Genomic DNA, 20,761 nt, shown 5'->3' with positions numbered 1-20,761 from the left:
GCTTGTATTCGAAACGACGATATTTTTGTTTGGCGCGGCACAATTGGATGGTGCGCCCGCAAACCGATAGAACGGCAGTCCGATGAAATTTCTCGATGAAGCAAAAGTCTATATCAAGTCCGGTGATGGCGGCGCAGGCGCCGTGTCCTTCCGGCGTGAAAAATTCATCGAATTCGGCGGCCCTGATGGTGGTGATGGTGGACGCGGCGGCGATGTCTGGGTCGAGGTCGTCAATGGCCTCAACACGTTGATCGACTTCCGCTTCCAGCAACATTTCAAGGCCTCGATCGGCCAGCACGGCATGGGCAAGACCCGTACCGGCGCAAAGGGTTCGGACGTGGTGCTGAAGGTGCCTGTCGGCACGCAGATTTTCGAAGAAGACAACGAGACGCTGATTGTCGACCTTACCAAGGAAGGCCAGCGTTTTCGCCTTGCGGCCGGCGGCAATGGCGGTTTCGGCAATGCCTATTTCAAGTCGTCGACCAATCAGGCGCCAACCCACGCCAATCCGGGTCTGCCTGGTGAGGAAAAGACGGTCTGGCTGCGGCTTAAGCTGATTGCCGATGCCGGTCTCGTCGGCCTGCCAAATGCGGGCAAGTCCACATTCCTTGCAACCGTGACACGCGCGCGGCCAAAGATTGCCAACTATCCGTTCACGACGCTGCATCCGAACCTTGGTGTCGCGACCATCGATGGCCGTGAATTCGTGCTGGCGGATATTCCCGGCCTGATCGAAGGGGCGCATGAGGGTGTGGGCATCGGTGACCGCTTCCTCGGCCATGTGGAGCGCACGCGTGTGCTGCTGCACCTCGTTTCCGCGCAGGAAGAAAAGGTCGGTAAGGCTTACAAAACTGTGAAGGCCGAGCTGGACGCCTATGGCGGTGGCTTGACGGATAAGGCGGAGATCGTCGCGCTGTCGCAGATCGACGTGCTCGATGAAAAAGAACTGAAAAAGAAGGCCAAGGAACTGGAAAAGGCCTGCGGCCGTCCGCCGCTTCTTCTGTCCGCTGCCGCGCATATCGGCATGACGGAAGCCCTTCGCGCCCTTCGCGACATTATCGTGTCTGCAAGCAATGGCGGCGAAACCGCCCTTCCCGACCGGTCGATGCCGCATGAGAGCGAGGTCGAAGAAGAGGACGACCGCCTATGAGCCTGACGCGCAAGCCGCTGGCGAGCCACCACCGGATCGTCATCAAGATCGGGTCGGCGCTTCTGGTGGACCGGAAAAGCGGCCTCAAAAATGACTGGCTGGACGCCATCTGCGAGGATATCGCGGCGCTGAAGAAAAACGGCGCGGATGTCCAGGTGGTGTCTTCGGGCGCCATTGCACTTGGCCGCACCGTGCTCGGCCTACCCTCGGGCGCGCTGAAGCTGGAGGAAAGCCAGGCGGCGGCGGCCGTCGGCCAGATTGCGCTCGCGCGGGCATGGTCGGAAAGCCTGTCGCGGCACGACATCGTTGCCGGCCAGATTCTGCTGACGCTTTCCGACACCGAAGAGCGCCGCCGTTATCTCAATGCACGCGCCACCATCAATCAGCTCCTGAAGATCGGCGCTATTCCGATCATCAACGAAAACGACACCGTGGCCACCACAGAAATCCGTTATGGCGACAATGATCGCCTGGCGGCGCGTGTTGCGACCATGACGGGCGCCGATCTGCTGGTGCTGCTTTCGGATATTGACGGGCTTTATACGGCTCCCCCGCATCTTGATCCGGAAGCCAAGTTCCTCGAAACGATTGCCGATATCACCCCCGAAATCGAAGCCATGGCAGGCGGGGCAGCTTCCGAGCTTTCGCGCGGCGGCATGCGAACCAAGATCGATGCGGGAAAGATCGCAACCGCTGCCGGCTGCGGCATGATCATCGCGTCAGGCAAGACGCTCAACCCGCTGAAGGCTGTTGAAAACGGCGCGCGTTCCTCCTGGTTCGCGCCTTCGGGTACGCCGGTGACGGCGCGCAAGACCTGGATCGCCGGGCAGTTGCAGCCCGCCGGCGAGATCCACGTGGACGCCGGTGCGGAGAAAGCGCTTTATGCCGGGAAAAGCTTGCTTCCCGCCGGTGTGCGGCAGGTGAAGGGCAATTTCGGACGCGGCGACGCTGTTGCGATTATCGGTTCGGAAGGTCGTGAGGTCGCGCGCGGTCTTGCCGGTTACGATGCCGAAGAAGCGCGTCTCATCATTGGCCACAAGTCCAACGAGATCGAGGCGATCCTCGGTTATGTCGGACGCGCAGCGATGATCCATCGCGACGACCTCGTCATGACCGGGGCCGCCGTGAAAGTTAAGAATGCAAAAAAGGATGAGGTCCATGCCTGAACAGGCCGTGAAGCAGAGCCACGACATTGAAGCACTGATGTTGACCATCGGCGCTCAGGCGAAAGCTGCTTCGCGACCGTTGTCCATCGCCGGAGCGGACCAGAAGAACCGCGCGCTGCTCGCCATGGCCGCCGCGATTGAGGCTTCGAAGGAAGCGATCCTTGCCGCTAACCGCAAAGATCTGGCCGCGGCGGATCAGGCAGGCCTTGCGCCCTCCTTCATCGACAGGTTGACACTCACCGATGCCCGGATTGCCGGTATAGCCGAAGGTATTCGCTCGGTCGCGGCGCTGCCCGATCCTGTCGGAGAAGTGATCGCCGCCTGGGATCGACCCAACGGGCTAAAGATCGAGCGCGTACGCACGCCGCTTGGCGTTATCGGCGTGATCTATGAAAGCCGTCCGAATGTGACGGCGGATGCCGGCGCTTTGTGCCTCAAGGCCGGTAATGCCGTGATCCTTCGCGGCGGTTCGGATTCGCAGTATTCATCGCGTGCTATCCATGCCTGCCTTGTGGAGGGCTTGAAGATCGCCGGTCTTCCCGAGCACGCCATTCAGCTGGTGCCGGTGACCGATCGGGCAGCGGTTGGAGCGCTTCTCGGTGGCCTCAATGGCTCGGTTGACGTCATCGTGCCACGCGGCGGCAAGAGCCTCGTGGCCCGGGTACAGACGGAAGCCCGCGTGCCGGTCTTCGCGCATCTGGAAGGCATTTGCCACATCTATGTCGACAAATCCGCCGATCTGGACATGGCGAAACGCATCGTTGTCAACGCCAAGATGCGCCGCACCGGCATTTGCGGAGCCGCAGAGACGCTTCTGGTGGATGCCGCCGCCGTTGCCACCCATCTCGCACCGCTGGTCAAAGCTTTGATTGAAGCAGGTTGCGAAGTGCGCGGTTCGCAGGCAGTTCGCGATGTCGTCGACGGTCTGAAGGCTGCGACCGAAGAGGACTGGCGTACCGAATATCTCGATGCGATCATTTCGGTCACCGTGGTGGATGGTATTTCCGGTGCGATTGATCATATCGGCACCTATTCGTCCAACCACACGGAGGCGGTGATCGCTGAGGACCCATCCGTGGTCGAGCGGTTCTTCAACGAACTCGATTCGGCCATTCTGCTGCACAACGCCTCGACGCAATTTGCTGATGGCGGCGAATTCGGCATGGGCGCGGAAATCGGTATCGCCACAGGCAAGATGCACGCGCGGGGTCCCGTTGGCGTCGAGCAGCTGACGTCGTTCAAATACCGTGTGCATGGCACCGGCCAGACACGGACGTGATATTTGCCGGCTGATCAGCGCCTCGACAGACGTTATCTCACCATGCCGCATGTGGAGCGCGGCATGATCGTCGGGCTTTTCGGCGGATCCTTCAATCCGCCGCACGCCGGCCATGCTCTTGTGGCGGAAATCGCACTGCGCAGGCTGGGTCTCGACCAGCTCTGGTGGATGGTGACGCCAGGCAATCCGTTAAAGAGTCGGTTGGAGCTGGCCTCCCTCGAAGATCGCATCGCTGCATGTGAAAAGCTTGTGCACGATCCTCGGATCAAGGTCACGGCTTTCGAAAAGTCGCTGGGCATAAGCTATACCGCTCATACGCTCGCCAAGGTGAAGGCGAAAAATCCGCACGTGCGCTTCATCTGGGTCATGGGTGCGGATAATCTCAAGAGTTTCCACCACTGGCAGAAATGGCGCACCATCGCGGAGACTTTCCCGATTGCGGTGATCGATCGGCCGGGTTCGACGCTCTCCTACCTCTCCTCCACCATGGCGCAGGCCTTCAGCCAGGCGCGAATCGATGAGGACGATGCTGGTGTCTTGTGGAAGAAACCAGCGCCAGCGTGGGTATTCATTCACGGACCGCGTTCCACGCTCAGCTCCACGGCGCTGCGTAACGGCCGTAAATGAAGGGGCCGATCACAAATGATGTATGTGACCGCCGTCGAAGGCTCCATATCTTGAAAAGTTAATGCTTTGATGCCACCTTTATTGTGTGACGCAGAGAATCGCGTTGCACAGTGCCTGTTTTGTCATTCTTTGAAAGGAAAACCTCTGACAACAGTACACGCCAAGGGAAGAGCATTTGTTGCTATCCCGAAGGGTCAGGACAGTGGCGCCGATGCCGCCGGCCACGCCCTCGAAACCGTCCTCGCGAGCCTCGAGGACTCCAAGGCTGAAGATATCGTTTCTCTCAACATTGCCGGAAAGTCGGCGCTTGCGGACTACATGGTTGTGGTTTCCGGGCGCTCGAACAGGCATGTGTCGGCGATCTGCGAGCATCTTCTCAAAGACATGAAGGATGAAGGGTTCGGCAATGCCCGCGTTGAAGGTCTCGAGACCGGAGATTGGGTGCTGATCGATACCGGCGATATCATCGTTCATGTGTTCCGACCGGAAATCCGCGCCTTCTATAACATTGAGAAAATGTGGGCGACGCCGGACATGCCGGAAGAGACGCTGCATTGACGCGGTGAGTCGTTGAACGGGCGTTGTTTTGCCGAAGATCATAAGTGACTTCGGGCTTCCTAGCTCGGCCGGAAATCGGGCCGACCGCATAGGAATCCGTGTGTTATGCTGTTAAGAGCGGGACCCTATGGGTCACGACGGATGCAGGTTTGCGATGCGGATTTCAATTTTTGCGGTGGGACGGCTGAAATCCGGCCCTGAAAAGGATCTTGCGGCCCGTTATATCGACCGTCTCGCCAAGACGGGTCCGGCAATCGGGCTCGAATTTTCGCGGGTCATCGAGGTGGCGGAAAGCCGAGCCTCGAATGCCGAGACCCGCAAACGCGAAGAGGCCGCGATGCTGGAAAAGCATCTGGTCGACGGCGCGGCGCTTGTTCTTCTGGATGAACGCGGCAAGGCGCTCGATAGCCCGGCCTTCGCCTCATTTTTCGGCGACTTGCGCGATAGCGGCCGACGTGATCTCGTGATCGCGATCGGCGGGGCTGATGGCCTTGATCCCGCACTCTACGAGAGGGCGGCGGCGGTGCTCAATCTGGGCAAACTGACCTGGCCGCACCAGATCGTCCGTATCTTGATTGCCGAGCAGCTTTACCGGGCCGTCACCATCCTTTCAGGGCATCCCTATCATCGCGTTTGAATGTCTCTTGATCGAATAACTGTCTCAATTTCAACATGAAGCTTCGCGACATCGCTCGTTGAACCCGGCTTTGGCGGCGGCCTCTCAGGCCTCTTGGAAGATCGCGGTAAAATCCGTAATATTGCCGCTCCTGCTTCGGCATAAAGAAAGCTCCTATGGACATGACGCCTCAACGAAAACGGCACGTTGCGCTTGCAGGCGCAGCTGTTGCTGCTTTCCTCATGGCGGCAGCTCCGGTTTGGTCGCGCGACGATGCCGGGGCTGCCCCGGGAACCAGCGAGGACTCGTCACCCGATGCGTTGCAGGCGTTGGAGCAGCGCCGCGACCAGAACCGGCAAGATCTTGAAGAGCTTGTCGACAGCATCGGTCTTTCCGAAGACAAGACGAGAAAGCTCGAAGAGAGCATTGCTGCCCTTAACCAGGACAGCGCGCGCATTCGGGAGGAGTTGATCGCTTCGGCTTCCCGGCGCAAGGCGCTGGAGACCAAGATCAGCGACGGTGAGGACAGGCTTGCCAAACTTTCGGTGCGTGAGGACGCGGTCAAGGCGTCACTGCGGGAGAGACGCGGCGTTCTTGCCGAGGTTCTGGCTGCCCTGCAACGCATGGGCAGAAATCCACCGCCCGCCCTTCTTGTCTCGCCTGAAGATGCGCTGGCCTCGGTGCGAAGCGCCATTCTTCTTGGCGCTGTCGTGCCCGGCATCAGGGGAGAGACGGACAAGCTGATCGCCGCTCTCAAAGAATTGACCGATGTCCGACAGGCAATCGCTCGCGAAAAGGACGATCTTACGGCTATGATGACGGCCAGTCTGGAAGAGGAAAAGCGCCTCGACCTGCTGATTGCCGAGAACGACCGCAAGAACTCCCAGACGGCGGCGGCGCTGGAGGCTGAACGCAAGCGATCCGAAGAGCTTGCAGGCAAGGCGACGAGCCTTGAAGGGCTCGTCAGTTCGCTTGAAAATGAGATTACCTCGGTGCGGGAGGCGAAGGAAAAGGCGCGTGCGGAAGAGCAACGGCTGGCCCGGCTTTCCGAGGCGGAACGTGAAAAAGAGCGTGCCGCGGCCGAGGCGGGAATGCCCGATAAAAACCGCATTGCGCCCGCATATCCCTTCGCGAGTCTGAAGGGAAAGCTGGAGCTTCCAGTGGCGGGCGACGTGTTGCGACGTTTCGGCGATGCGGACGGAACGGGCCACTTTTCCAAGGGGATTGTCGTTGCGAGCGGCCCTGAAGCCATCGTCACGGCACCTGCGGATGGCTTTGTTGTATTTGCCGGAGATTTCCGCAGTTACGGCCGGATGATCATCCTGAATACGGGTGATGGATACCATGTGGTCATGACGGGCATGGACAATGTGAGGACGCGGCAGGGCATGTTCGTGTTCTCGGGAGAGCCCATCGCCTCCATGGGTGCAAAAAGAGTAGCGAGTGCAGCAGCATTGGCGCTGGAAACCGACCGGCCAACGCTCTACATTGAGTTTAGGAAAGATGGTGTGCCGGTTGATTCTCAACCGTGGTGGACCGCAAAAAATACCGGAAGGGCGCACAATGATTCGTAAGGTTTCGCTTCTCCTTATCGGTGGGCTTATGGGCGCCACGGCGATGAGCGTGATTTATTCGGCGAGCATGCCGGCACAGGCAGCCGGGCCTTCGACCTATAAGGAACTGTCGATTTTTGGCGACGTGTTCGAACGCGTTCGCGCGCAATATGTGACGCCGCCGGATGACGAGAAGCTCGTGGAAAATGCCATCAATGGCATGCTGAGCTCGCTCGATCCGCATTCCAGCTTCATGAATGCCAAGGATGCGAACGACATGCGCACCCAGACCAAGGGTGAATTCGGCGGTCTCGGCATCGAAGTGACCATGGAAAATGAGCTGGTCAAGGTTATCTCGCCGATGGACGACACGCCGGCCTCTCGTGCAGGCATTCTGGCCGGTGACTACATTTCGGAAATCGACGGTACGCCGGTTCGCGGCCTGAAGCTGGAACAGGCGGTCGAAAAGATGCGCGGCGCGGTCAAGACGCCGATCAAGCTGACGGTTATCCGCAAGGGTGCAGACAAGCCGCTGGAAATCACCGTCGTGCGCGATGTCATCGCCGTTCGCGCCGTGAAGTCGCGCGTTGAAGGCGACAATGTCGGTTATCTCCGCGTCATCTCCTTTACCGAGAAGACCTATGACGACCTCGAAAAGGCGATCAAGAAGATCAAGGCCGATGTGCCGGCCGACAAGCTGAAGGGCTACGTTCTCGATCTGCGCCTCAATCCGGGCGGTCTGCTCGATCAGGCGATCAATGTGTCCGACGCGTTCCTTGAGCGTGGCGAAGTCGTCTCGACCCGAGGCCGTAACCCGGACGAGACCCGCCGCTTCAATGCGACTGCCGGTGATCTGACCGATGGCAAGCCTGTGATCGTGCTGGTCAACGGCGGCTCCGCTTCGGCGTCGGAGATTGTGGCTGGTGCGCTGCAGGATCTGCGTCGCGCGACCGTGGTTGGCACGCGTTCCTTCGGCAAGGGTTCGGTTCAGACGATCATCCCGCTTGGCGAGGCTGGGGCTCTTCGACTGACGACCGCGCTTTATTATACGCCATCGGGCAAATCCATCCAGGGCACAGGCATCGAGCCTGACATCAAGGTCGAACAACCCCTGCCCCCTGAATTGCAGGGCAAGCTGACGACCGAGGGTGAATCCAGCCTGTCCGGCCACATCAAGGGTCAAAGCGAGACGGATGAAGGTTCCGGCTCCTCGGCCTACGTGCCGCCGGAAGCAAAGGACGATATCCAGTTGAACTACGCGCTGGATCTCTTGCGTGGTGTCAAGACCGATCCCTCCTTCCCGCCGAACCCGGACAAGGCTGTGGTCAACAAGCAGTAAGATCGATGCGCCGGCCACCAGCCGGCGCATTGTCTTTCTTGCCCAATCTGGACAGGTCGTTCATTGCCTTCGGATCTGCGGAAACCGCTTCTGGGTCGCCAGAAAAAAAGCGCCGGTATCAACCGGCGCTTTTCCGTCATTTTGGTGCTGTCGACGCTCGCTGCCCTGTCGATAGGTGGTCTGTCGATCTATGCGGCACTATCCCCCGGTAATCTTCAGAAGACGTCGCCGGGGCAGGACGTCTCCCCGAAGCTCGCGGAACAGACAGCCGCAAAAGACGGCCCCGGGAACGCGGCTTCGGAGGACACGGCTGGCCTGCAGCCGCAGAGTGGCAAATCCGGCGCCAATATCAGCCGTGAGACGATGTCGGACGGCAATGTCGTTTCTGTCTATTCGCCGCGGCCACGCGACGGGACCGGGCCGGTGCTGATGAGCGGCCAGACCTATGGCCAGGACCCCCGCATGGCGGCGCGGCCGAATGAAGAACTCGTGGAAGAGACGGCGTTTGGCCAGCTGCCGGTTGTCGGGGCCGATGGTCTGCGGCCCATGGAACAATATGCGCGGCCGTGGTCCGGAACGCGCGGCGTTCGCATTGCGATCGTCGTTGGTGGTCTTGGTCTCAGTCAAACGGGGTCGCAGAAGGCAATCCGTGAGTTGCCGCCGGAGGTGACGCTGGGCTTTGCTGCCAGCGGTAACAGCCTGCAGCGCTGGATGCAGGAAGCCCGCCGGCAGGGCCATGAAATCCTCCTCCAGATACCTCTGGAGCCCTTTGGTTACCCCGGCACCAATCCCGGCCCTGACACGCTGCTGGCGAGCGATCCCGCCAAGATCAATCTTGATCGTCTGCATCGCTCGATGGCGAAGATCACCAATTACACCGGCATCATGAATTATCTTGGGGGTCGTTTTCTGGCGGAGCAGGCCGCTCTGGAGCCAGTCATGCGCGATATCGGCAAGCGCGGCCTGCTTTTTCTGGATGACGGCTCTTCAGCGCAGTCGCTAAGCGGAGGTATCGCAAAGGCCATTTCCGCACCGCAGGGTTTTGCGGACGTGCTGCTGGATGGTGAAGTCACCGAGGCTTCCGTCCTGCGCAAGCTGGACGAACTGGAGCGAATTGCACGCCGCGACGGCCAGGCGATCGGCGTTGCATCGGCTTTCGATGAAAGCGTTGCTGCCATATCAAAGTGGTCGCGGGAGGCCGGAGGCCGCGGTATCGAAATCGTCGGTGTTTCTGCGCTTGTTTCCGGTCAAGCGGGGCAGTAAACCTTCGCTGCAGCCATTGCGTCCACCAGAAATTGCGGGTTCCCATGACAGTCAAAGCAGAAGATTTGCCCTACCGTCCCTGTGCCGGGATCATGGTTCTGAACGGGGACGGCCTCGTTTGGGCCGGTCGGCGCATCAGGGAAGGCAATTCCGAATATGATGGCTCACCGCATCTGTGGCAGATGCCGCAGGGTGGCATCGACGACGGCGAAAAGCCGCTGGCGGCCGCCATTCGCGAACTTTACGAAGAGACGGGAATGAAAACGGTGAGCCTTCTTGCCGAGGCGAGCGACTGGATTCACTATGACCTTCCGCCCGAACTGATCGGTATCGGCCTCCGGGGCAAGTATCGGGGGCAGGCACAACGCTGGTTCGCCTTCCGCTTCGAAGGCAACGAGAGCGAAATCCAGATCAACCCGCCGCCGACAGGACATGAGGCTGAGTTCGATGCCTGGGCCTGGAAGCCAATGGAGAGTTTGCCTGAACTTATCGTGCCCTTCAAACGCGGGGTCTACGAACAGGTGGTTGCCGAGTTCCGGCATCTCTCCGGCAGATAAAAAGGCGGCCTGGGCCGCCTTTTCCGTGTCGCTAGCTTATTCCGCTTCGTTGGCGGAATCGGCGTTAAGCTGACCGTATTTCTCTTCGCCAATCTTTGCGAGCAGCTCAAGCTGGGTTTCGAGGAAGTCGATATGGCCTTCCTCGTCGATCAGCAGCGCTTCAAACAGCTTCATGGAGACGTAGTCTCCGGCTTCGTGACAGATGTCACGGGACTGCTTGTAAGACGCGCGGGCATCGTATTCACCTGCCAGATCAGCTTCCAGAACTTCCTTGACGTTCTGGCCGATCCGGAGAGGCGCCACGGTCTGAAGGTTCGGGTGGCCCTCAAGGAAAATGATGCGGTCGATCAGCTTATCGGCGTGCTGCATCTCCTCGATGGACTCAGCGCGTTCCTTCTTTGCGAGCTTGGTGTAACCCCAGTCGTTCAGAAGACGATAGTGAAGCCAATATTGATTTACTGCACCGAGTTCGAGGAACAGTGCCTCGTTAAGCCGCTCGATGACTCTTTTGTCGCCTTTCAATGTCCGCTCTCCTATTCTCTTCATGGAATCGCTTTAGGCGGGACATAAAATCAAAAACATCGGCCTCCGTCGAGTGGCGACGGGCGTGATATTCTTCCGTGGTTTTGATGATCAGGTCAACAACGGAGGGAAAACAGCCGCAGCAGCGACCACGTTTTTCCATGGCATGATACACTTTTGCGGGGACGATGAGCTGCCAACAGTCCTCGTCGAGGAGCTCGTTGATAACGTCCTTGATCTCATGATCAGTGATGTAATTGCAGCTGCAAACCAGCATGATAAACTGCCTGTATGACGCAACACGTTGTTTTCGTTCTTAAACCAAAACAGGACAGTGGCTGTCAAGAAAAACATCCGAAGCGACCGCCAGCCATGATTTTAGATCTTTTCTAAACTAGACAAAAAATATCGTATTTTCAATTGTTTAGTTGTTCAAAATGATTAGAGAAAGACCCTTGAAATATAAGAAAATACTCAACTAACCCGTTGTTATCACGGGATTGTGATCGGTCATGGGCCGGTCGCCGCCCCGGAGCGAGGGCCCTCACGCGAAATATTGCCCGCCATTGGCGGTCAGGGTGGCACCGGTAATGAACCCGGCCTCGTCAGACACCAGAAACAGGACGCAGCGCGCGATCTCTTCCGGCTCGCCAAGCCTGCCAACGGGAATTTGCGGAATGATGCGTTCGGAGAGAACCTTCTCGGGGATCGCTCTCACCATTTCCGTGCCGATGTAGCCGGGGCAGATGGCGTTGACCGTGATGTTGCGGCTTGCGCCTTCCTGGGCGAGCGCCTTGGTGAAGCCTATATCCCCCGCCTTGGAGGCAGAGTAGTTCGCCTGCCCTGCCTGACCCTTTTGACCATTGATGGAGGAGATATTGACGATACGGCCAAAGCCGCGCTCACGCATGCCTGGCCAGACGGGGTGCGTCATGTTGAAGACGCCGGTCAGATTGGTATCGATGACCTCGCGCCATTGCTGTGGCGTCATCTTGTGAAACATCGCGTCGCGCGTGATGCCGGCATTGTTTACAAGGACTTCAACGGGACCTAAAGCCTTCTCCACCTTCTCGATGCCCTCAAGGCAGGCGTCGTAGTCACGCACGTCCCACTGAAAAGCCGGAATGCCGGTTTCAGCCTGAAATGCTTCCGCCCTGTCGCTGGTGAAAGCGTAATTCACCGCGACGCGATAGCCGGATGCCTGCAGGGTGCGGGCGATGGCGGCGCCTATGCCGCTCGTCCCGCCGGAAATCAAAGCAACCCGGCTCATATCGGCCTCCATGACCTGTCAGTGAAGCGCCCGCGCCCAGGAGGCTCTTCCAATGTTGCAGACGTTTCGTTGTGCTCAACGGCCACAGAAATGAGGCCAATGGGAGGCTGCTTCTACCCTATCGCGGGCTGGACCGGAATTGCTTTTTGACAGGTCACGGCTTCGCTTCAGAGCGCTTCAATGCACATGGCGACACCCATGCCGCCGCCGATACACAGCGTCGCGAGACCCTTCGACACATTGCGGCGGCGCATCTCGAAAATCAGCGTATTTAAGACGCGCGCACCAGAAGCGCCGATGGGGTGGCCGATGGCAATTGCCCCACCATTGACGTTGACGATTTCGGGATTGAGACCCAGTTCGCGCACGACCGCGCAGGATTGCGCTGCAAAGGCCTCATTGGCCTCAACAAGGCCGATATCGTTGATCGACCAGCCGGCCTTGGCGAGCGCCTTGCGGGAAGCGGGGATGGGACCAGTGCCCATGATCTGTGGATCGACACCCGCCGTGGCCCAGGACGCGATACGGGCGAGTGGCTGGATGCCACGCCGTGCGGCTTCCTGTTCAGACATCAAAAGGGTCGCTGCCGCGCCATCATTCAGGCCGGAGGCATTGCCGGCGGTCACCGTACCTTCCTTATCGAAGGCAGGACGTAGCTTGGCCATGGTCTCAAGCGATGCGCCGTGACGAATATGCTCGTCTGCGTCGATGACGATATCAGCCTTGCGGCCCTTGACCGTGAAGGCGACGATCTCGTCAGCGAAGCGACCGGCGCTCTGGGCGGCTTCGGCCTTGTTTTGCGATGCAACGGCGAACTGGTCCTGCTCATCCCGGGACAGTTGCCATTGCCGAGCGATGTTTTCAGCGGTGATGCCCATGTGATAGCCGTAAAAGGCGTCGGTCAGGCCGTCCTTCAGCATGGTGTCGATCATCTTGAAGTCGCCCATCTTCACGCCGCCGCGCAGGTGCGCGCAATGCGGAGCCATGGACATGGATTCCTGTCCGCCGGCAATCACGATGTCTGCGTCGCCTGTAACGATCTGCTGCATGCCAAGGGCCACCGCGCGCAGGCCGGACCCGCACAGTTGATTGAGACCAAAGGCGGTGGCCTCTTGGGGGATGCCCGCCTTCATTGCCGCCTGCCGTGCGGGGTTCTGTCCCTCACCTGCCGTCAGAACCTGGCCGAGAATGACCTCGTTGATTTCGTTCGCCTCGACGCCAGCGCGCTCCAGCACCGCGCCTATAACCGTACCGCCAAGTTCGTGCGCCGGCGTATTCGCAAAGTGGCCGTTGAAGGAGCCGACCGCGGTTCTGGCGGCGCTGGCGATCACGATTGAAGGCAGGGTCATCTCTTTTCTCCTCACTTGCGGGCGGAGACTGGCAAAGCTTTGAATACAAGTCAAATGCCGAAAGTTGCTTTAAAAGATGTTGCTAATTTTAGCTTATATCTTTCGAAAAATTGCTGCGCAAAAAACAGACTGTTGCGATGCACAAAACATTTGTCAGACAGCGCGTTTTGCGCATACACTTTGTATTGGGAAGAGCAAGAACACCAAAAAAAAGAAAATACCATCATCGCGAGGAGGCGGGCATGGCGAAACACGACGGCGAAACTATCATTAAAAAATACGCGAACCGGCGGCTCTATAACACCGGTACAAGCACCTATGTGACGCTTGATGACCTGGCGCAAATGGTCAAGCGCGGGGAAGACTTCAAGGTTCAGGACGCCAAGTCGTCGGAAGATATCACCCATGCCGTGCTGACGCAGATCATCGTCGAGCAGGAGGCCAAAACCGGCAACACGCTGCTGCCCACGGCTTTTTTGCGCCAGTTGATTTCCTACTACGGCGACCAGATGCAGACGGTCGTGCCGACATTCCTCGAACATTCGATGAAGACCTTTTCCGACCAGCAGAGCCAGATGCAGGAACATATGGCCAAGGCCTTCGGTGACGGTTCTCTCGCCCGCAATTTTCAGGCGCCGCTGCAGATGATGGAAGAGCAGATTCGCCGTAACACGGAACTGTTTCGGCAGGCGATGCAGGGTTTCACACCTTTTGCCGCACCGCAGGCGCCCAAGGAAACCCGCAAGCCAAATCCGTCCGAAATCGACGAGCTGAAGGCGCAGTTGCGCGCATTGCAGCAAAAGCTCGACCAGCTCTGAGCCGGCGCCAACCGGCCGATGCTCGACTTGAACAAGGCGTCGGCCTCACTTGCGCCTTCAGCCTGCCGTCCGTTCCGGCACGCGCAGGAGAATCAGGAAACCGGCTCCGAGAAAGACAATCAGCGTTGCCATGCCGATATGGGCGGAGCCGCTTACCGTCGTGGCTATGGAAAATGACAGTGTCGCCATGAAACTCGTGGCGCGCCCGGAAAGTGCATAGATGCCGAAATAGCGCCCGGCTTCCGCCACGCTGATGTTGCGGGCAAGATAGGATCGCGATGAGGCTTGAACCGGGCCGAAAGCCAGGCCGATCAGCACCCCATAAAGCAGGTAAGCCTTTTCAGCGCCGGTGGCGAAGATGCCGCTATTGTCGGCGGTAGAAAGTTGTATCCAGCCGAACAGCGTAGAACTCTTTTCCGTGGAAACGATACCGACCGTCGCGACCAGTAGCAGCGCCAGACTGATCAATATGGTGACGCGCGAACCGAGGGTCTGATCGAGGCGGCCGGCGGCAAAGCAGCCCGCAATGGCGACCACATTGAGAAGAATGCCGAAGAGGCCGATTTCCATTGTTGCCCAGCCGAACATCCCAGCCGCAAATGCTCCGCCTAGGATAAGGACGCCATTCACGCCGTCCTGATAAAGCATGCGCGCAATCAGAAATCGCAACAGCGATGGGCGGTGGCGAAGTTCACCCAAGGTCGTCTTCAGTTCTCTTAGACCAGAGCGAATGGCAGCCCCGAAGGGCAGGCCCTTTTTCGCGTCCGGGGTCAATAAGAACATCGGCAAAATGAAGATGAGATACCAGAGCGCAGCAAATGGTCCGGTTATTCTCGCGTCCTGCCCGGAGGCGGGATCGAGGCCGAAAAGAGGCGTGATTCCAACGAGCGTAAGCCCGGTCTTGGGGTTTGCCGCCAGCAGGGTGACGACCGCAATCAGCACCACCATGCCGCCGAGATAGCCGAGGCCCCAGGCCAGATTGGAAATGCGCCCGACATTTTGCGGATTGGTGAGCCGCGGCATCATGGAATCGTTGAAGACAATCGAGAATTCCGCCGCGATGGAGGCGAGGATCATGCAGGTTACGGGCAGAATGACCGGCGATCCCGGTGCCGCATACCAAAGGAGACACAGGCTGGTGATCTTGATGATCGCAAAGAAGGCGATCCACGGCTTGCGTGCACCGGACTGGTCGGCGATGGAGCCGAGAATGGGGGAGAAGAGGGCGATGATGATCGACGAGACCGTCGCCATGTTGCTCCATGTCGCCTGTGCCGAAATCGGATCATCGGTGAGCCGGGAAACGAAATAGGGTCCGAAAATGAAGGTGGTGACGACGGTGAAGAAGGGCTGCGCCGCCCAGTCGAACATGATCCAACCCCAGATGCCGCGTTTGGCAACCACTGTTTCCACGTTCGGAGGAGGCACAGTCATTCAGAATCCTATAGGGAACAGTAGCTCGGCAGGCCCGACGAGGTTAGCGTATCGCGATAGGTGCCGCCACCCGGAAGAGCTTAACCGGGTGGCATTTTGCGTCGGTCAGCGCGACTGAACGATATCGCCGAGAAGCCCCGCCGCGACGGTGAGGCGGGCGAGGTTGGTGTCGCCGCTTTCGCTGAGCGCACCAAGTTCCGAGACGATGCGGTTGACGCGGACGCGGTCCGCCGCATACCAGGCCTGAACCGGGTCCTTCTCCTTCGCATACTCCGTGAGTGCCGAGATGACGATTCGGCGGCGTGATGAGGAAATCTGGTCCTGACTGCGCAGCAGCGCCAGACTTTCATAGTGATCCGCCGGCGTGATGCGCTGGCTGGCATCCAGCAAGCGTGCGACGCGGAAGGTCGAGGAGACGGTTGCATAGCTTTCGGCGGCGCGGGCAAGCGTAGTGCCAGCGCTTTCGGCAATGCGCATGATTTCAGGCACGTAGACAAGCAGCGACAGCGTATCCAGCTCTTCAAGAATGGCCGGGGGAACGCCTTCGATTTCCGTTGCACCAAGCTCGCGGCGATATTTCGCTGCGGCCGGCGACAGCGTCTTGATGGCTGTTTTCAGGCGATCGATTTCGCTCGCCATGTCCCCCGTTGTCAGCCCCGTGCTGCCGGTCTGCAGGTAGAGCCTGCTTGCGTCGGCGTAGATTCGGGCGATGGTGGCGTAAAGTCCGTTCTGGACCTCGCCGCCGATCTTTCCGTCCAGCGCATCGACCTCGCTCCACAGTCGTTTGAGGCCAAAACCATCTTCCACGATAACAGCCGCCTTGACGACATCTGCGGCAAGCAGGCCGCTTGCATCGGCCAGCTTTTGCACGAAGCCCGGGCCGCCGCGGTTGACCACGGCATTGGCCAGCGCCGTCGCGACGATCTCGCGATGCAGGCGATGTGCCTTGATATCGTCAGCATAATTCTTCTGCATCTTCGCAGGGAAATAATCGAGCAGAAGATGCTGGAGGTAGGGCTCGTCTGGTAGCGGGCTCGCCACCAGCGCATCGAACAGGGTCAGCTTTGCGTAGGAGAGAAGCACGCCGATTTCCGGCCGGGTTAGCGGCTTGCCAGAGGCATATCTTTCACTGAACTCGGCATTGTTGGGCAGCGTCTCAACCTTGCGGTTCAACTGCCCGGTTGCCTCGAGTGCGCCCATCAGGCGGCCAAGTTCCTCGCGGTTGGCAAGCCCCAGCCGCTCCGTGAGCGAGATCGCTAGGGATTGCAGATAGTTGTTGCGCAGTACCAGCTGCGCCACATCAGGCGTCATGGAAGCGAGAAGCTGGTTGCGTTTCGGCATCGTCAGGCGACCGCTATTAACGGCGGAGGCAAGCGCGATCTTGATATTGACCTCAACGTCGGAGGAGTTCACGCCCGCCGAATTGTCGATGGCGTCGGAGTTGCATCGCCCACCGGCAAGGGCATAGGCAATGCGCCCCTTCTGGGTGATGCCGAGATTGGCGCCTTCGCCGATGACCTTGGCGCGCAGCTCTGTAGCATTAACGCGGATCGGGTCGTTTGCCCTGTCACCCACCTCGGCATTGGTTTCCACCGCCGCCTTGATGTAGGTGCCGATGCCGCCGAACCACAGGAGATCAATCGGCGCCTTCAGAATGGCGGTCATGATCTCGAAGGGCGTGGCGACTGACTTGTCGAGGCCAATGGCAGCCACGGCTTCCGGCGTCAGCGTCACCGATTTTTCGGAACGCGAGATGATCATCGCGCCGGCCGAGAGGGCCGAGCGGCCATAGTCCTGCCAGCTGGAGCGCGGCAGGTCGAACAGCCGCTTGCGCTCGGCAAAGGACTTGTCCGTATCGGGATCCGGATCGATGAAAATGTCGCGATGATCGAAGGCAGCGATCAACCTGATCTTCTCCGAAAGCAGCATGCCGTTGCCGAAAACGTCGCCGGACATGTCGCCAACGCCGGCAACAGTGAAGGGCGTGGTCTGGATATCAGTATCCATTTCACGGAAATGGCGTTTTACCGTTTCCCAGGCACCGCGTGCGGTGATGCCCATCTTCTTGTGGTCGTAACCGGCGGACCCACCCGATGCAAAGGCGTCGTCCAGCCAGAAGCCAGCCTGATGCGCAAGACCGTTTGCGGTATCGGAGAAGGTGGCCGTTCCCTTGTCGGCGGCAACGACGAAATAGGGGTCGTCGCCATCAAGCCGCAACGTGTCGGGCGGCGGCACAATGGCGTCGTCGACGATGTTATCGGTGATCGAGAGCAGCGTACGGATATAGGTTTTATAGGCCTCCCGGCCAGCATTGAACACCTCGTCGCGGGAGCCGCCGGCGGGGAGGTTCTTCGGGAAGAAGCCGCCTTTTGCACCGACGGGCACGATGACCGCGTTCTTCACCTGCTGCGCCTTGACGAGACCGAGCACCTCCGTGCGGTAATCCTGGCCGCGATCCGACCACCGCAGACCGCCGCGGGCCACCTTGCCGAAGCGCAGATGCACGCCTTCGACCTCGGTGCCGTAAACGAAGATTTCGCGGAAGGGACGGGGATCGGGCAGGCCGTCCAGATGTTTGGGATCGAACTTGAACGCCAGGAGGTCAGGCGGTGTGCCGTCGGCATTTTTCTGGAAGTAGTTGGTGCGCAGCGTCGCATCGATAGCGTTGACGTAGCGCCGCAGCGTGCGGTCCTCGTCGAGATTGGGAACACCGCTCAGCGCAGCTTCGATGGCCTTGTGAATTTCTGCGAGTTTCCTCAGCCGCTTCTTCTCTTCGATCGACGGATCGAAGCCGGCCTTGAACAACGCGAAAATATTCCGGGAAATGTCGGGATATTTATAGAGGGTTTCGGAAATATGCTCCTGCGAATAGACGATACCGGTCTGGCGCAGATAACGGGCATAGGCACGCAGCACGGAGACTTCGCGCACATTGAGGCCGCAGGCCAGGATCAGGCGGTTGAAGTTGTCATTGTCCACCCTGCCGGAGAAGGCGGCAAGGAAAGCTTCTTCGAGTTTCGGTCCGTAGTGCGGCAGATCGAGTGTCGCGCCGGCTGCGACCGATAGTTCCATGTCATGCAGCACGAGGTCGCGCTTTTCGCCTTCCGAAACGACACCAATATCGAAGGTTCGTTCGCTGATGACGTTAAAGCCGAGATTTTCGAGCAGGGGCACGCGGCGCGAAAGCGGCAGGTGGCCGTCACGGTGGAAGATTTTCAGCGACAGCGTGTCGGCTGACTGGCCCTCCTGCTGGTAGAACTCGATGCGGACCGGTTCACCCTTTGCCGCGCCCATAATATCCGGCATATCGCCGATTGCCTCTTCGGGCGTGAAAGCTTCCTGATAGGCCTGATCGACCTCTAGTACCGGTGCGCCCGGTTCGGAGAGAGCGACGAAATGATCTATCCAGCGCGCCGCAATATCACTGACGGCTTCCTCCAGCTTATCCTGAGCGATGCGCGGCGTCTTGCCTTCGGTGCGGCCGACGATGAAATGCACGCGGGCGACCGCGCCCTCGGGGAAGGCCGGATAATAGGCGGAGATATGCCCGTCATAGACCCGGCTTAGATAGTCGCCGATCTTCTCGCGGACATAGGAGTTATACTCTTCACGGGGCACGAAAATAATGGCCGAAACGAAGCGGTCGAAACGGTCTATGCGCGCAAGGACACGCACGCGCGGACGGTCGCTCAGTTCCATGATCTGCTCGACGAAGCGGATCAGAAGATCCGTCTCGATCTGGAAGAGATCGTCACGGGGATAGGCTTCCAGCGTGTTTTGCAGGATACGGCCGGAGTGGCTGTTCGGATCAAACCCGAAATGCCGCTCCACATCAGCCACTTTGGCGCGCAGCAGCGGTATCTGCTTAACCGAGCGTGTATAGGCTGTCGCCGTGAAGAGACCGACGATGCGCAATTCGCCGACAACGTTGCCGTCTTCATCGAAGCGCTTGATGCCGATGTAATCCATATAGGCGCGGCGATGGACGATGGATTTCACATTCGCCTTGGTGACGATGAGGAAATCCGGGCCGTCGAGGAAGGCGAGGATTTCCGGCGTGGTCGTCACCGCGTTTTTGCCCAGACGCAGCACGCGGACATCGGGATCACTCAGGCTACCAAGGCCAACGCCGTCACCGCGCTCGACTTTGGCATTCTTGCCTTTGCCGGAATAGGTGTAGTCACGCATCCCGAGGAAGGTGAAATTGTCGTTGCGAAGCCAGTTGAGAAACTCGACGGCCTCCTTGCGTTCCGTTTTGCGCCGCGATGAACCGCGTTCCGACAATTCATCCAGTGCCTCGTCGAGCTTCGCCAGCATCGGCCGCCAGTCGCGATAGGCGGATTCCACCTGTTTCAACACAAAGCGAAGCCGCTCTCCCAGGGCTGAAGCCGCCTGCTGAGAAAGCGGCGCGATATGCAGCTGGATGAGGCTGATGTTGCCGGCAGGATCATCCTCTGGCTCTGCAAGCCGGTAGCCGCCCTTTACATCACCGGAGCGCACGAGAATGGGGTGCACGGCGAGGTAAAGACCGCGATAGCTGCTGGTCACTTCGCCCATGACGGAATCGTAGAGAAACGGCATGTTCCGACCAATGATGGTCAGAACCGTCACCGGTACATCCCGCGGCGAAACGCCCTCAACCTGGGAAATGCTGATATAGGGCGCATCACCGGTCCACCGCGAGAGTGCCTCAAAACTGTGGGCGGCACTCGCCGCCAGCATCTCTGCGGAATAATATTCTATATCGTCGGCGCTTGCCCTTCCATACAGAATACCAGGATCAAGAAATTCGACATTTTCGGCAATTGCGTGCTGACGCGCTTTTTCGATCTGTTTTTCGCGTTTTGGATTATTTCTGTAGCCCATTTGACGTGGATTCCTCCAAAAATCACACTTTAATGTAAAAAAGCATCGCCATTTTGCGGATTTTGCCTTTTCAGTCGAATCGGATATTGGCGTGGAATTACGAAGAGTTTAAGAGGCTTTTGTATTTCTTTAGGCGGTAAGTGAAATTTTTTTGCTTCTTTTATCAAGCGGCTCGGTCTAGAAGCTTACGAAAGTATTTTTGCGGCTAATTTTTAGGCGGTTCTCGGACGGCCATGTGATGTTGTGGCCACGGTTGAAGCAAATTATTGATTCGCGTCTATTTTTGTGGTACACCAATCACACTGATCCACAGCGTGGCATTTGTGTGCCCAAAAACACCACGAAAGCAACACCTCTTTTGCACGCGGTTTCCGTGACATATCGAGCGTTTACG

17 protein-coding genes are annotated in these 20,761 nt (G+C 58.8%); 11 read left to right on the top strand and 6 right to left on the bottom strand.

The annotated features are described in order from the left end of the window. Positions 1-82 precede the first annotated feature (82 nt). From obgE to FS804_RS18245, 10 genes are all read left to right on the top strand, one after another. Positions 83-1,150 carry a GTPase ObgE gene (gene obgE / locus FS804_RS18290; RefSeq protein WP_063951511.1) on the top strand — a complete coding sequence of 356 codons (1,068 nt, stop codon included), beginning with the start codon at positions 83-85 and terminating at the stop codon, positions 1,148-1,150. After that, on the top strand, positions 1,147-2,316 hold the full coding sequence (gene proB / locus FS804_RS18285; protein WP_144578316.1) for a glutamate 5-kinase: 1,170 nt from the start codon (positions 1,147-1,149) through the stop codon (positions 2,314-2,316). Before obgE ends, proB begins: the two co-directional genes overlap by 4 nt. Then, on the top strand, positions 2,309-3,595 hold the full coding sequence (locus FS804_RS18280) for a glutamate-5-semialdehyde dehydrogenase (protein ID WP_186376894.1): 1,287 nt from the start codon (positions 2,309-2,311) through the stop codon (positions 3,593-3,595). Before proB ends, FS804_RS18280 begins: the two co-directional genes overlap by 8 nt. 42 nt (positions 3,596-3,637) lie before the next feature. Further along, on the top strand, positions 3,638-4,222 hold the full coding sequence (locus FS804_RS18275; RefSeq protein ID WP_144578459.1) for a nicotinate-nucleotide adenylyltransferase: 585 nt from the start codon (positions 3,638-3,640) through the stop codon (positions 4,220-4,222). A 69-nt stretch (positions 4,223-4,291) separates the two neighbouring features. Continuing rightward, the gene (rsfS, locus tag FS804_RS18270; protein ID WP_077225196.1) at positions 4,292-4,780 is read left to right on the top strand and encodes a ribosome silencing factor; all 489 of its coding nucleotides are present in this window, start codon (positions 4,292-4,294) and stop codon (positions 4,778-4,780) included. 154 nt (positions 4,781-4,934) lie between these two features. After that, the gene (gene rlmH, locus FS804_RS18265) at positions 4,935-5,417 is read left to right on the top strand and encodes a 23S rRNA (pseudouridine(1915)-N(3))-methyltransferase RlmH (protein WP_063951509.1); all 483 of its coding nucleotides are present in this window, start codon (positions 4,935-4,937) and stop codon (positions 5,415-5,417) included. Positions 5,418-5,572: 155 nt separating this feature from the next. Further along, positions 5,573-6,970, top strand: a complete 1,398-nt coding sequence (locus FS804_RS18260) for a murein hydrolase activator EnvC (RefSeq protein ID WP_063951508.1) — start codon at positions 5,573-5,575, stop codon at positions 6,968-6,970. After that, on the top strand, positions 6,960-8,288 hold the full coding sequence (locus FS804_RS18255; RefSeq protein ID WP_063951507.1) for a S41 family peptidase: 1,329 nt from the start codon (positions 6,960-6,962) through the stop codon (positions 8,286-8,288). Before FS804_RS18260 ends, FS804_RS18255 begins: the two co-directional genes overlap by 11 nt. A 63-nt stretch (positions 8,289-8,351) precedes the next feature. Beyond that, positions 8,352-9,551, top strand: coding sequence for a divergent polysaccharide deacetylase family protein (locus FS804_RS18250; RefSeq protein WP_144578314.1), 1,200 nt, complete (start codon positions 8,352-8,354; stop codon positions 9,549-9,551). Between the two features lie 44 nt (positions 9,552-9,595). Further along, positions 9,596-10,108 carry an RNA pyrophosphohydrolase gene (locus FS804_RS18245; protein WP_144578312.1) on the top strand — a complete coding sequence of 171 codons (513 nt, stop codon included), beginning with the start codon at positions 9,596-9,598 and terminating at the stop codon, positions 10,106-10,108. 36 nt (positions 10,109-10,144) lie between these two features. Here FS804_RS18245 and bfr read toward each other — a convergent pair whose 3' ends face one another. From bfr to FS804_RS18225, 4 genes are all read right to left on the bottom strand, one after another. Continuing rightward, positions 10,145-10,630 (bottom strand): bacterioferritin, encoded by a 486-nt coding sequence (gene bfr, locus FS804_RS18240; protein WP_063951504.1) that lies wholly within the window; start codon positions 10,628-10,630, stop codon positions 10,145-10,147. Beyond that, on the bottom strand, positions 10,596-10,907 hold the full coding sequence (locus tag FS804_RS25450; RefSeq protein WP_077225190.1) for a (2Fe-2S)-binding protein: 312 nt from the start codon (positions 10,905-10,907) through the stop codon (positions 10,596-10,598). The genes bfr and FS804_RS25450 overlap by 35 nt, the downstream gene beginning before the upstream one ends. 267 nt (positions 10,908-11,174) lie before the next feature. Next, positions 11,175-11,900 (bottom strand): acetoacetyl-CoA reductase, encoded by a 726-nt coding sequence (gene phbB, locus FS804_RS18230; protein WP_144578310.1) that lies wholly within the window; start codon positions 11,898-11,900, stop codon positions 11,175-11,177. A gap of 167 nt (positions 11,901-12,067) precedes the next feature. Then, entirely contained in the window at positions 12,068-13,249 is a 1,182-nt protein-coding gene (locus tag FS804_RS18225; RefSeq protein ID WP_144578308.1) for an acetyl-CoA C-acetyltransferase, read from the bottom strand. 242 nt (positions 13,250-13,491) lie between these two features. Between FS804_RS18225 and phaR the strand changes: the two genes are divergently transcribed. Then, on the top strand, positions 13,492-14,067 hold the full coding sequence (phaR, locus tag FS804_RS18220; protein ID WP_063951501.1) for a polyhydroxyalkanoate synthesis repressor PhaR: 576 nt from the start codon (positions 13,492-13,494) through the stop codon (positions 14,065-14,067). Positions 14,068-14,124: 57 nt separating this feature from the next. On the opposite strand, the gene FS804_RS18215 is transcribed toward phaR, so the two are convergent. Then, positions 14,125-15,501 (bottom strand): MFS transporter, encoded by a 1,377-nt coding sequence (locus FS804_RS18215; protein WP_144578306.1) that lies wholly within the window; start codon positions 15,499-15,501, stop codon positions 14,125-14,127. A gap of 105 nt (positions 15,502-15,606) precedes the next feature. Beyond that, complete coding sequence (locus FS804_RS18210; protein ID WP_144578304.1) at positions 15,607-20,367, bottom strand: NAD-glutamate dehydrogenase; 4,761 nt, start codon at positions 20,365-20,367, stop codon at positions 15,607-15,609. Between the last annotated feature and the right edge of the window lie 394 nt (positions 20,368-20,761).

Source organism: Agrobacterium sp. DE0009 (assembly GCF_007680755.1).
Classification (GTDB): Bacteria; Pseudomonadota; Alphaproteobacteria; order Rhizobiales; family Rhizobiaceae; genus Agrobacterium; species Agrobacterium tumefaciens_B.
This window is presented reverse-complemented; position numbering and strand designations above follow the sequence as displayed.